Raw genomic sequence first — 12,212 nt, 5'->3', positions numbered from 1 at the left:
TAACCACCAGAACTATGTGCTGATCATGGAGGAGCCACCGGTGGAGTTCGACGTCACGATCGAGATCCCGAAGGGTTCGCGGAACAAGTACGAGGTGGACCACGAGACCGGTCGGATCCGCCTGGACCGTCGACTCTTCACCTCGACCAGTTACCCGGCCGACTACGGCTTCGTCGAGAACACTCTCGGCGAGGACGGCGACCCGCTGGACGCGCTGGTCATCCTGGAGGAGCCGACCTTCCCCGGCTGCCTCATCAAGTGCCGCGCGATCGGCATGTTCCGGATGACCGACGAGGCCGGCGGCGACGACAAGCTGCTGTGCGTCCCGGCGTCCGACCCGCGTGTGGAGCACCTGCGTGACATCCACCACGTGTCGGAGTTCGACCGCCTGGAGATCCAGCACTTCTTCGAGGTCTACAAGGACCTGGAGCCCGGCAAGTCGGTCGAGGGTGCCAACTGGGTGGGCCGTACGGACGCCGAGGCGGAGATCGAGCGCTCGTACAAGCGACTGAAGGAGCAGGGCGGCCACTGAGCCCCCTGCCGCAGAACGGGCCGCACGCGCACGCGTGCGGCCCGTTTTCCTGTCTGTGCGCATACTGAGGATCACCGGAGGCGTCGTACAGGGAGTGCTACGGAGTGACGGAATCGGAGGACCGCAAACCGCAGTCGGACGAGGCCAGGAGCGCGTTCACGGCTCCCCCGGGAGTCGAGGCGGCGGTCGACGGGGAGTCTTCTACGACATCCGAGTTCGCCGTTCCACGCGGGCTCGACGTGACGACGCCGGCCGCGGACGAGTCCGAGGGATCGGCGTTCAGTCCGCCCAGCACCTACAGCGCCAGACAGGCCCCGCCCGCCTTCACCCCGCCGACCGGCATTCCCCTCGTCAGCCTCACCAAGGACGTGCCCTGGCAGGACCGGATGCGCACGATGCTGCGCATGCCGGTGACCGAGCGGCCCGCGCCCGAGCCGGTGCAGAAGCAGGACGACAGCGGCCCCGCCGTCCCGCGCGTGCTCGATCTGACGCTCCGCATCGGCGAGTTGCTGCTCGCGGGCGGGGAGGGCGCGGAGGACGTCGAGGCGGCGATGTTCGCGGTCTGCCGCTCCTACGGCCTCGACCGCTGCGAGCCGACGGTCACCTTCACCCTCCTCTCGATCTCCTATCAGCCCTCCCTGGTGGACGATCCGGTGACGGCGTCCCGGACCGTACGGCGCCGGGGCACCGACTACACGCGGCTCGCGGCCGTGTTCCGGCTGGTACAGGACCTCAGCGACCCGGAAACCGCACTCTCCTTGGAGGACGCCTACCGGCGGCTCGCGGAGATGCGCCGCAACCGGCACCCGTACCCCGGGTGGGTGCTGACCGGGGCCGGCGGGCTGCTGGCGGGCGCCGCCTCGGTCCTCGTCGGCGGTGACGTCGTCGTCTTCTTCGCCGCCGCGCTCGGCGCGATGCTCGGCGACCGGCTGGCCTGGCTGTGCGCGGGGCGCGGGCTGCCGGAGTTCTACCAGTTCACGGTCGCCGCGATGCCGCCAGCCGCGATAGGGGTCGCCCTCACGGTCGCCGACGTCGACGTGAAGGCCTCCGCGGTCATCACCGGCGGTCTCTTCGCTCTGCTGCCCGGGCGGGCGCTGGTGGCGGGCGTGCAGGACGGGCTCACCGGCTTCTACATCACCGCGGCGGCGCGGCTCCTGGAGGTCATGTACTTCTTCGTCGGCATCGTGGCCGGCGTGCTGACCGTCCTGTACTTCGGCGTGAAGTTCGACGCCCAGCTCAACCCTGACGTGGCCCTGGGCAACTCCCACCGCCCCCTGTGGCAGATCGGCGCGTCCGTCCTGCTGTCCCTGACCTTCGCCGTCCTGCTCCAGCAGGAACGATCCACCGTCCTGCTCGTCTCCCTCAACGGAGGCGTCGCCTGGTCGGTGTACGGCGCGATGCACTACGTCGCCGGGATCTCACCGGTCGCCTCTACGGCCGTCGCGGCGGGGCTCGTCGGGCTGTTCGGGCAGCTGCTGTCCCGGTACCGGTTCGCGTCGGCGCTGCCGTACACGACCGCGGCGATCGGGCCCCTGTTGCCAGGGTCCGCCACGTATTTCGGGTTGTTGGCGATCGCTCAGAACGAGGTCGACAAGGGACTGGTGTCGCTGGCCACGGCGGCGTCGCTCGCCATGGCCATCGCGATCGGGGTGAATCTGGGGTCGGAGATCTCGCGGTTGTTCCTGCGGGTGCCGGGGGCGTCCGCTGGGGCTCGGCGGGCTGCCAAGCGGACTCGGGGGTTCTGAGCGCCTCCCAGGAATCAGCCCTGGTGATAGCCGTTCTGCGAGTAACCCTGGCCCTGGCCCTGGTTGTCGTACGGCGGGTACTGCTGGTTGCCGTAAGGCTGCGGCTGGTACGTCTGCTGGGGGTACGCCTGCTGTTGCTGGGGCTGCGCGTAGTACTGGTCGTAGCCGTTGTTCTGGTCGTAGCCGTTGTTCTGCTGCTGGGGCTGCTGCTGAGGGGTGTCGACTCGGCGGAGCTGGGTCGTCGAGTCGTCCATGATCACCGGGAACGGCTGGGTCGCGGCCGGGTCTCCGGGCTGCTCCTCGTGCCGCTGGGGTCCCTGGGGGGCCTTCTTCGCCTTGGAGCGGGCGCGCAGGAACTCGATGATGATCGGGATCACGGAGACGAAGACGATCAGGATGAGGATCGCTTCGATGTTCTTGTGGACGAAGTCGATGTTGCCGAGCCAGGAGCCGAGCAGGGTCACGCCCGCGCCCCACAGGACGCCGCCGATGATGTTGAACGTGAGGAACGAGCGGTACTTCATGCCGCTGACGCCGGCGATGATCGGCGTGAACGTGCGCACGATGGGCACGAAGCGGGCCAGGACCAGGGACTTGGGGCCGTACTTCTCGAAGAACTCGTGCGCCTTGACCACGTTCTCCTGTTTGAAGAGGCGTGAGTCCGGGCGGCTGAAGAGCGAGGGGCCGACCTTCTTGCCGAAGATGTAGCCCGCCTGGTCGCCGAGGATCGCGGCCACGCAGATCAGCGCGACGGCCGCCCACAGCGGGAAGTCCAGGGTGCCCGCGGTGATCAGCAGGCCGCAGGTGAACAGCAGGGAATCACCCGGCAGGAAGAACCCGATGAGCAGGCCGGACTCCGCGAAGACCACGAGCAGGAGGCCCCAGATCCCGAACCGGTCGAGCATCGTGTTCGGGTCGAGCCAGCTCGGGCCGAGGGCGAGCGTCATCACGGTTCCGGGCTCCTGAGGGGTGGAGGGAGGTGCCAGCGTCCAGGTACAGCCGCACAAAGCTATCAACGCGATGTGTCCGCCCCAGGTTCCACCGGTGTCTCCAGGATGCACTGTGCATCTCGTAGGACAAAGCTGTGAGCCATGGGTATCGAAGAGTACGGCGGCGGCCAGGGGCCGCAGGCCGATGTGCTGGTCGTGACGACGAACGACGTTCCGGGATACCGGGTCGAGCAGGTGATCGGCGAGGTGTTCGGGCTGACCGTGCGCTCACGGCATCTCGGCAGCCAGATCGGCGCCGGTCTGAAGTCGATGGTCGGCGGTGAGCTGAAGGGGCTGACCAAGACCCTCGTGCAGACCCGCAACCAGGCCATGGAGCGGCTCGTCGAGCAGGCACGCGCGCGTGGCGCCAACGGCGTCCTGGCGTTCCGCTTCGACGTGACCGAGGCGGCGGACGTGGGCACCGAGGTGTGCGCCTACGGGACGGCGGTGGTGCTGGCCCGGATGTGACCCCGGGCCGGGTCCCTAGCCGAGTCGCTAGGAGGTGTGCCGGGACGCGTTCGCCAGGATCGCGTCCCGGAGGTGTTCGGCCAGACCGGGCGCCATCGCGTCGTAGAACGCCTTGAAGCGCTCGTCGGAGACGTACATCCCGGCGAGGCAGACGTGCATCTCGTGGGAGCACGCGTAGAACCACCGGTCGATGTGGAGCCTGTGTTCCTCGGCCAGGTCCAAGGCCTCCTCGGCGGTGGGTGGTTGACCGGTGGTGACCAGGGCGGCGTAGCGCTCGCTCCAGTCGTCGACCTCGGCCTGGAGGCGTTTCCAGTCGGCCTTGGTGTAGCGGGCGGCCCGGCGCTGCGACTCGGCGTGGGCCTCGGTGCCGCCCCAGCGCTGTTCGGCCTCTTCGGCGTACTGCTCGGGGTCCTTGTCGCCGAAGACCTCGAAGCGTTCCTCGGGGGTGAGGTTGATGCCCATCGTGCGTGCCTCCATGGCGTGTTCCACGGCCTCGGCCATCTTCCGGAGCTTCTCGATCCGGGCGGTCAGCAGCTCGTGCTGCCGGCGCAGGTGTGCGCGCGGGTCCGTCTCCGGGTCGTCGAGCAGGGCCGCGACTTCGTCGAGCGGGAAGCCGAGCTCCCGGTAGAACAGGATCTGTTGCAGCCGGTCGAGGTCGGCGTCGCCGTAGCGCCGGTGGCCCGCGTGACTGCGTCCGCTCGGGACGAGCAGCCCGATGTCGTCGTAGTGGTGCAGCGTGCGCACGGTGACCCCGGCGAATCCGGCGACCTGTCCCACGGAGTAGGAGTCCTGTCCTACGGAGTGGCTCACTTCCGCTCCCTTCTGTGTCCGCGCTCCACGGTGGGGCCTCACGCCACGTGAGGTGCAAGCCCCGCAGGCCGCACCTTCTCAAGAGGGTCGGCCTCAAGATGTTGGGTCCGTTTTGCCCGCTTATGGTGATCGCGTGGCCCAGGACAGCGCGCAACAGGCACCCGTTGCCCCGACGACCCCGGCGCGCGCCCTGCTGCCGTTGATCGTCCCCGCCCTGGTCGTGGGCGTGCTCGCGAGTCTGCTCTTCCTCGGGGTGAGCGCGGCGGCGGAGCAGCTCCAGCACGTGCTGTGGAAGAACCTGCCCGACGCCCTGGGCATCGGCCGCTACTCGGTGCTGTGGATGCTCGTCATGCTCACCGCGACCGGCATCGCGGTCGGGCTCGTGGTGTGGAAGGTCCCGGGGCACGCCGGTCCCGACCCCGCCACCACCGGCCTGGAGGCCGTACCCCTGCCGCCCCCCGTGCTGCCGGGCCTGGTGCTGGCGACCGCCCTGATGCTCGCGGGCGGCCCGAGCCTGGGCCCTGAGAACCCGATCATCGCCGTGAACGTGGGACTCGCGCTGTGGGCGGGCCGCAGGCTGGCGCCCCGGGTGCCGGGCGGGGTCTGGGGAGCGCTGGCCGAGTCGGCGACGATCGGGGCGCTGTTCGGGACGCCGGTCGCGGCGGCGCTGCTCATCTCGGAGGCGCTGGCCGCGCGGCAGACGAAGGGAGCGCTGTGGGACAACGTGTTCGCGCCGCTCGCTGCGGCCGGGGCCGGCGCCATGACGACCACCCTGGTGGCCCATCCGACCTTCGACCTGCACCTGCCCGCGTTCGGCAGGCCGGGATGGGGCGATCTGCTCGCAGCCCTCGTACTGGCACCGCTGGCCGCGCTGCTCGGCATGTGCGCGGTCCACGCCTTCCCGTACGCCCACGCCGCCTTCTCCCGCCTCAAACACCCCATGCTGGCGCTTCCGGCCGGTGGACTGGTCCTGGGCCTCCTGGCGGCCGTGGGCGGCCATCTGACGCTCTTCAAGGGACTGGACGAGGTGGGCGAACTGGCCGCCGACCCGGAGGGCTGGTCGGCGGGACAGTTCGCGACCATGACGCTCGTGAAGCTGGCCGCCCTCGTGATCGCCGCGTCCTGCGGCTTCCGGGGCGGCCGCATCTTCCCGTCGGTCTTCATCGGCACCGCCTTCGGCCTCTTCGCCCACGCGCTCGTACCGGCGGTGGATCCGGCACTCGCCGTCGCCGCGGGTGTGCTGGGCATGCTCCTGGCGATCACCCGGCAGGGCTGGGTGAGCCTGTTCACGGCCGCCGTCCTGGTGGCCTCGCCGGCGATCCTCGCCCTGCTCTGCATCGCCTCGCTGCCGGCCTGGCTGCTGGTGACGGGGCGACCGCAGATGCAGTTGCGCGCGGACGGAACTCCGGTCCGCTGACACCCGTTGATCCTTTTGATTCTTTCCGCAGGAGGCACGCGCATGCCGTTGCACAAAGGTCCCGAGCAGCCCGAAGAACGCCCCATGTCGGTCAACCCCTTCTACGGGGAGGCCAATCCGGTCGGCGGCATGACCGAGGCACCCCCCAAGCACCGGCTCCCGGACGCACCGCTCCCCCCGATGACGGCGGCTCAGCTCGTGCACGACGAGCTGATGCTGGACGGCAACTCCCGCCTCAACCTGGCGACTTTCGTCACCACCTGGATGGAGCCGGAAGCCGGCGTCCTGATGGCGGAGTGCCGGGACAAGAACATGATCGACAAGGACGAGTACCCACGCACGGCAGAGCTGGAGAAGCGCTGCGTGGCCATGCTCGCGGACCTCTGGAACGCCCCGGACCCGTCCGCGGCCGTGGGCTGCTCGACGACCGGTTCCAGCGAGGCCTGCATGCTCGCCGGCATGGCCCTGAAGCGCCGCTGGATGCAGCGCAACAAGGACCGCTACCCGGCAGCCCGCCCGAACCTGGTGATGGGCGTCAACGTCCAGGTCTGCTGGGAGAAGTTCTGCAACTTCTGGGAGGTCGAGGCCCGCCAGGTCCCCATGGAGGGCGACCGCTTCCACCTCGACCCCCAAGCAGCCGCCGACCTCTGCGACGAGAACACGATCGGCGTCGTCGGCATCCTCGGCTCCACCTTCGACGGCTCCTACGAACCGATCGCCGACCTGTGCGCCGCCCTGGACGCCCTCCAGGAGCGCACGGGCCTCGACGTCCCGGTCCACGTGGACGGCGCGTCCGGCGCCATGGTCGCCCCCTTCCTGGACGAGGACCTGGTCTGGGACTTCCGCCTCCCGCGCGTGGCCTCGATCAACACCTCGGGCCACAAGTACGGCCTGGTCTACCCGGGCGTCGGCTGGGCCCTGTGGCGCGACAAGGAAGCCCTCCCCGAGGAACTGGTCTTCCGCGTCAACTACTTGGGCGGCGACATGCCCACCTTCGCCCTCAACTTCTCCCGCCCCGGCGCCCAAGTAGTGGCCCAGTACTACACGTTCCTGCGCCTGGGCCGAGAGGGCTACCGAGCCGTACAACAGTCGACGCGCGACGTGGCCCAAGGCCTGGCAGACCGCGTCGAGGCCCTGGGCGACTTCGAACTCCTCACCCGGGGCACCGAGTTGCCGGTCTTCGCCTTCACCACAAACCCGAACGTCACGGCCTACGACGTCTTCGACGTCTCCCGCCGCCTGCGCGAACGCGGCTGGCTGGTCCCGGCGTACACCTTCCCGGCCAACCGCGAGGACCTCTCGGTCCTCCGCATCGTCTGCCGCAACGGCTTCTCGGCAGACCTGGCCGAACTCTTCCTGGACGACCTGACGCAACTCCTCCCCCAACTACGGAACCAGCCGTACCCCCTGACCCGCGACAAGGGAGCGGCCACGGGCTTCCACCACTGAGGCCGTCAGCCGCGTACGGCGAGAAGGTGCCGTGTCGGGGGGGGGCCGCCCGACACGGCACCGACCCACAACGAACCGCAGCCGACTACCGCCCAAGCCCCCGGAACCGCCGTACCGCGAGCGGAAAAAACACAGCGAACAGCACGAGCGGCCAGACCACAGCAGCCCAGACATGCCCAGGTTCCCCACCAGGACCGCCAAAAAGCTCACGCACGGCGGTAGCGGTCTGAGACATCGGATTCCACTGCACAACAGCCCCCAGCCACCCCGGCATGGCAGCAGGAGTGGCCAGCGCGTTGGACAGAAACCCGACCGGCCACACCAGAATCTGCACGGCCTGCACCATCTCGGGCCGCCCCGCCACCAGCGCGAGCTGAATCCCGACCCACAACATGGCGAACCGAAAGAGCAACAGCAACCCCACGGCCCCCGCGAACCCCCCGGCCCCACCCTGCGGTCGCCACCCCAGCGCCAGCCCGACCCCGATCAGCACGACCAGTCCGATCGCCGACTGAAGCATGTCCGCGGCCGAACGCCCCACCAGAACCGCCCCGTCGGCCATCGGCATGGACCGGAACCGGTCGATCACCCCCTTGTTGAGGTCCTGGGTAACCGCGAGCATCGTGCCCTCAAGCCCGAACGCCATGGTCAACGCGAGCATCCCCGGGACCAGATAGTCGACGTAGGCCCCCTCGACCGCCCGCCCACCGCCGATCAGGTAGCCGAACATCAGCAGCAGCATCACCGGAAAGACGAGACTCACCAGGACCTGCACGGGCTGCCGCGCCCAGTGGGCGAGTTCACGCCGGGTCATGGTCCAGGAATCCGTCAGGACATACGCGCTCACGCCGCCACCTCGCCCTCTTCTGCTCCCGCTCCCGTGAGATGCAGGAACACCTCGTCCAGAGTCGGCCGCCGCAACGCGACATCCTCGGCGTCGATCCCGGCCTCCTCCAGCGCCCGTACGACCCCGGAGAGCGCCGTCATCCGGTCGGTGACCGGCGCGCTGAGCAGCCGCCGGTCGACATCGACGGAGACACCCGCCTCAGGAACGGGCAACAGGGCGACGGCGGCGCCCAGTTGCCCCGCGTCGCGCAGGACGACGTCGATACGGTCGCCGCCCGTACGGGACTTCAGCTCGTCCGGGGTGCCGTCGGCGATGACCCGCCCCCGGTCGACCACCGAGATGCGCCCGGCGAGTTGATCCGCCTCCTCCAGGTACTGAGTCGTGAGCAGCACCGTCGTACCCCTGCCGACCAGGGACCGGACGGCCAACCACACCTCGGCCCGCCCGCGCGGATCGAGCCCGGTGGTCGGCTCGTCGAGAAACAGGATCTCTGGATCGGTGACGAGCGAGGCGGCGAGGTCCAGACGGCGCCGCATCCCCCCGCTGTAGGCGCGGACGGGCTTGCGCCCGGTGTCGGCGAGGTCGAACCGCTCCAGGAGTTCGTCGGCACGCACGCGCGCGCGGCGGTCGCCGAGATGATGGAGACGGCCGAACATCTCCAGGTTCTGCCGACCGCCCAACTCCTCGTCCAGAGCGGCGTGTTGGCCGAGCAGGCCGATACGGAACCGAACCGCGCGCGCCTCGGTCACCACATCGTGCCCAGCCACTTCCACCCGCCCGGAGTCGGGCCGCAGCAGGGTGGACAGAATGCGCACCAGCGTGGTCTTGCCGGCACCGTTGGGCCCGAGCACACCATGCACGGTGCCGCGCACGACCCGAAGGTCGAGCCCGTCGAGCGCCTTCTTCGCGTCCTTGCCCTTCCTGCCCCCCTTGCTCCCGTACGTCTTGCGTGCGTCCTCGACGCTGATCGCCATGTCGGCCACGCGAGCACCCTCCACTAATCAAGTTTGACTACTCACCCAAACATCGTGAAGGTAACGCCACCGGCAGCATTAGTCAAACTTGATTAGTGGGCATCCCCCGGATGCCGTTCCCCCGTCGCATAGGGGTTCTCCTCGCCGTCCTTCAGCACCCCGACGAACGGCGCGCCCTCCCCCGCGAACGTGTAGGCCCCGCCCTCGATGCGGTCGATCAGCCCCTGGGTCCACGCGGCCTCCGCGTCGGCCGTGTGGATCCAGAGGTTCATGATCTCGCCGATGTGGCCCAGCTGTTCGGGCCCGTCCTCGGGGATGTAGTGCTCGGTGACCGAGGCCCGCCACGCGGCGATCCCCCGGGTGCGCTCCTTCAGCAGCGCCACCGCCTCCGCCCTCGGCAGCTCGACGACGAAGCCGATGGCGGCGGACTTCACGTCCATCTGCTGGTCGTAGGACGTCAGCGCCTCCCGCAGCAGCCGGAGGAACTCCTCGGTGCCCCAGTCGGTGATCTCGTACTCGGTGCGGGGCGGCCCCCCGGCCGTGGACGGCGCGATCTCGTGGGCGTGCAGCAGGCCCTGCTTGGCCAGCTGCTTGAGCGCGTGGTAGATCGAGCCGGGCTTGGCGTTGGACCACTCGTGCGCGCCCCAGTATTCGAGGTCGTTGCGCACCTGGTAGCCGTGGGCCCGCCCGTGCTGGCGCACGGCGCCGAGCACGAGGAGACGGATCGCTGACATGGGGCCAGCGTAGGACCCGGCGGGTCACCCCCAGCTCGTGCCCTGCTCCTTCGCGACCAGCTCGAACGCGGTAGCGCCGTCGAGGGACTCCCGGATGATGTCGGCGTGGCCGGCGTGCCGGGCGGTCTCGCGGATCAGGTGCAGACAGACCCAGCGCACGGAGACCCGGCCCTCCGGCGGGAACCACGGCTGGTCCGGAAGCGGAAACGTGTCGTCGAGGCTGGGCACCGACCGGACGTACGCCTCGGTCTCGGCGGCGACCTTCTCCCAGTGTGCGAGCTGCGACTCGACGGTCTCGCCGTCGACGAGCTGGAACGTCTCGTGCCAGTTGCTCTGGTCCCGCTGGATGGCCGGCGGCTCCTGCTTGGCCCGCGCGATCCACCCCTGCTCGACCTCGGCGACATGCTTCAGCAGCCCGGAGAGGGAGAGCTCACTCGCGCTGGGCTTACTGGCGGCCTCTTCCTCGGTCAGCCAGAGCAGCGCCCGGCGGATGCCGCCCCGCTGCTCCTCGATGAACGCGAGCAGCGCCCCGCGCTCGTCGCCCCGCGCCTCTGCCGCTACGTGAGTGACCATGACCGTCGCCTTTCGCCGGTGTCGGCAGGAGGCCCGTCCCCCTGCCCGACACCGACGAAGCTACGGGCCATCGAGGTCAGGTTCTGTCCTCAATGGCCCGGGCTGCGACGCCGTACTCGAAAAATCAGCCGTTCAAGGGATCAGAACGGGAACCCGCTGCGCCCGTGCTGCACCGAGATCCACTTCAGGGTGGTGAACGCGTCCAGCATCGTGTCGCCGTTGAGGCGGCCGAGGCCGGAGGACTTCTCGCCGCCGAAGGGGACGATCGGCTCGTCGTGGACGGTGCCGTCGTTGACGTGGAACATGCCCGTGTCGATCTGCTTGGCGAAGTTGACACCGCGCTCGATGTCACCGGTGTGGACGGCGCCGCTCAGGCCGTACGGCGTGTCGTTGACGATGGTCACCGCCTCCTCCTCGCCGTCGAACGGGATGAGGAAGGCGACCGGGCCGAAGACCTCCTGGCGGAGCAGGTCCGAGTCGGCGGGGAGGCCGGTGAGGACCGAGGGCGCGACCAGGTTGTCGTTGGTCTCGCCGTGGACCAGGGCCGTCGCGCCTTCCGCGATCGCCTGCTCGACGACGCCCGAAAGGGCGTCCGCCTGCGAGGAGTTGATGACCGGGCCGATCACGGTCCCCGGGTCGCGCGGGTCGCCGACCTTGAGGGACTTGACCTTGGCGACGAACTTCTCGGTGAACTCGGGGGCGATCGAGCGGTCGACGAGGACACGGTTCGCGGCCATGCAGACCTGGCCCTGGTGGACGTAGCGGCTGAAGACCGCCGCGTCGACCGCGTAGTCGATGTCGGCGTCGTCGAGGACCACGAGGGCGCTGTTGCCGCCGAGTTCGAGGACCGAGCGCTTGAACTGCGAGGCGCAGACGGTCGCGACGTGGCGGCCGACTTTGTCGGAACCGGTGAAGGAGATGACCTTCGGGATCGGGTGCTCGATGAACGCGTCGCCGATCTCCGCGATGTCGGTGATGACGACGTTCAGCAGACCGCCCGGCAGGCCCGCGTCCTCGAAGATCTTCGCGACCAGGGAGCCGCCGACGATCGGGGTGTTCTGGTGCGGCTTGAGGACCACGCCGTTGCCCAACGCCAGTGCGGGGGCGACCGACTTGAGGGAGAGGAGGAAGGGGAAGTTGAAGGGGCTGATCACGCCCACGACGCCCACCGGGACGCTGTAGACGCGGTTCTCCTTGCCGTCGACCGGCGAGGGGATGATCCGGCCCTGGGGGCGCAGCGCGAGGTGGATCGCCTCGCGCAGGAACTCCTTGGCGAGGTGCAGTTCGAAGCCGGCCTTGAGGCGCGTGCCGCCGAGTTCGGCGATGATCACCTCGGCGATCTCCTGCTCGCGGTCCTCGATCAGCCGCAGGGCCTTCTCGAACACGGCACGGCGGGCATAGGGGTTGGTCGCGGCCCACTTCTTCTGGGCGCGGGCGGCCGCCTTGTACGCCTCGTCGACCTCGTCGACCGTGGCGATCGTGATCGAGGCCAGCTTCTCGCCGTCGTACGGGTTGAAGTCGATGATGTCCCAGGAGCCGGTGCCCGGGCGCCACTCACCGTCGATGTACTGCTGAGCCAGGTCGGTGAAGTAGGACGACATGTGTGATCCCTCAATCGCTAGCAGACACGATCAACAGCAGACCCGATCATCGATCATCACGGTCTGATCACAC

12 protein-coding genes are annotated in these 12,212 nt (G+C 69.2%); 5 read left to right on the top strand and 7 right to left on the bottom strand.

The features are described 5' to 3' along the window. The first annotated feature begins 40 nt into the window (after positions 1-40). Together ACQHII_RS27070 and ACQHII_RS27065 are read left to right on the top strand one after the other, a co-directional pair. The gene (locus ACQHII_RS27070; protein ID WP_019070224.1) at positions 41-532 is read left to right on the top strand and encodes an inorganic diphosphatase; all 492 of its coding nucleotides are present in this window, start codon (positions 41-43) and stop codon (positions 530-532) included. Between the two features lie 104 nt (positions 533-636). Next, the gene (locus tag ACQHII_RS27065) at positions 637-2,277 is read left to right on the top strand and encodes a threonine/serine ThrE exporter family protein (RefSeq protein WP_427921750.1); all 1,641 of its coding nucleotides are present in this window, start codon (positions 637-639) and stop codon (positions 2,275-2,277) included. A 14-nt stretch (positions 2,278-2,291) separates the two neighbouring features. Here the strand turns inward: ACQHII_RS27065 and ACQHII_RS27060 are convergent, their stop codons facing one another. Continuing rightward, a complete protein-coding gene (locus ACQHII_RS27060; RefSeq protein ID WP_427925417.1) occupies positions 2,292-3,224 on the bottom strand; it encodes a DedA family protein in 933 nt (310 codons plus the stop codon). 144 nt (positions 3,225-3,368) lie between these two features. Between ACQHII_RS27060 and ACQHII_RS27055 the strand changes: the two genes are divergently transcribed. Then, positions 3,369-3,734 carry a YbjQ family protein gene (locus tag ACQHII_RS27055; RefSeq protein ID WP_427921749.1) on the top strand — a complete coding sequence of 122 codons (366 nt, stop codon included), beginning with the start codon at positions 3,369-3,371 and terminating at the stop codon, positions 3,732-3,734. 27 nt (positions 3,735-3,761) lie between these two features. Here the strand turns inward: ACQHII_RS27055 and ACQHII_RS27050 are convergent, their stop codons facing one another. Next, on the bottom strand, positions 3,762-4,544 hold the full coding sequence (locus tag ACQHII_RS27050; RefSeq protein WP_427921748.1) for a MerR family transcriptional regulator: 783 nt from the start codon (positions 4,542-4,544) through the stop codon (positions 3,762-3,764). A gap of 133 nt (positions 4,545-4,677) precedes the next feature. On the opposite strand from ACQHII_RS27050, the gene ACQHII_RS27045 reads away from it, so the two are divergent. Beyond that, positions 4,678-5,961 carry an ion channel protein gene (locus ACQHII_RS27045; RefSeq protein WP_427921747.1) on the top strand — a complete coding sequence of 428 codons (1,284 nt, stop codon included), beginning with the start codon at positions 4,678-4,680 and terminating at the stop codon, positions 5,959-5,961. Between the two features lie 42 nt (positions 5,962-6,003). Continuing rightward, positions 6,004-7,410 carry a glutamate decarboxylase gene (locus ACQHII_RS27040; RefSeq protein WP_427921746.1) on the top strand — a complete coding sequence of 469 codons (1,407 nt, stop codon included), beginning with the start codon at positions 6,004-6,006 and terminating at the stop codon, positions 7,408-7,410. An 85-nt stretch (positions 7,411-7,495) separates the two neighbouring features. On the opposite strand, the gene ACQHII_RS27035 is transcribed toward ACQHII_RS27040, so the two are convergent. The 5 genes from ACQHII_RS27035 to ACQHII_RS27015 all read right to left on the bottom strand — a co-directional run bounded on the left by ACQHII_RS27035 (position 7,496) and on the right by ACQHII_RS27015 (position 12,139). Beyond that, positions 7,496-8,257: an ABC transporter permease gene (locus ACQHII_RS27035; protein WP_427921745.1), complete on the bottom strand. Its 762-nt coding sequence runs from the start codon at positions 8,255-8,257 to the stop codon at positions 7,496-7,498. Beyond that, a complete protein-coding gene (locus ACQHII_RS27030) occupies positions 8,254-9,240 on the bottom strand; it encodes an ATP-binding cassette domain-containing protein (protein WP_427921744.1) in 987 nt (328 codons plus the stop codon). The genes ACQHII_RS27035 and ACQHII_RS27030 overlap by 4 nt, the downstream gene beginning before the upstream one ends. Positions 9,241-9,323: 83 nt before the next feature. Continuing rightward, positions 9,324-9,965, bottom strand: a complete 642-nt coding sequence (locus ACQHII_RS27025; protein ID WP_427921743.1) for a PadR family transcriptional regulator — start codon at positions 9,963-9,965, stop codon at positions 9,324-9,326. Between the two features lie 24 nt (positions 9,966-9,989). Then, a complete protein-coding gene (locus ACQHII_RS27020; RefSeq protein WP_427921742.1) occupies positions 9,990-10,538 on the bottom strand; it encodes a DinB family protein in 549 nt (182 codons plus the stop codon). A gap of 140 nt (positions 10,539-10,678) precedes the next feature. Next, the gene (locus ACQHII_RS27015) at positions 10,679-12,139 is read right to left on the bottom strand and encodes an aldehyde dehydrogenase family protein (RefSeq protein WP_427921741.1); all 1,461 of its coding nucleotides are present in this window, start codon (positions 12,137-12,139) and stop codon (positions 10,679-10,681) included. Between the last annotated feature and the right edge of the window lie 73 nt (positions 12,140-12,212).

This window comes from Streptomyces sp. cg40 (genome assembly GCF_050320165.1).
In the GTDB taxonomy this organism is placed as follows: domain Bacteria; phylum Actinomycetota; class Actinomycetes; order Streptomycetales; family Streptomycetaceae; genus Streptomyces; species Streptomyces hokutonensis.
The sequence above is the reverse complement of the archived record's forward strand: the minus strand, read 5'-3'. Positions and strand labels throughout refer to the sequence as shown.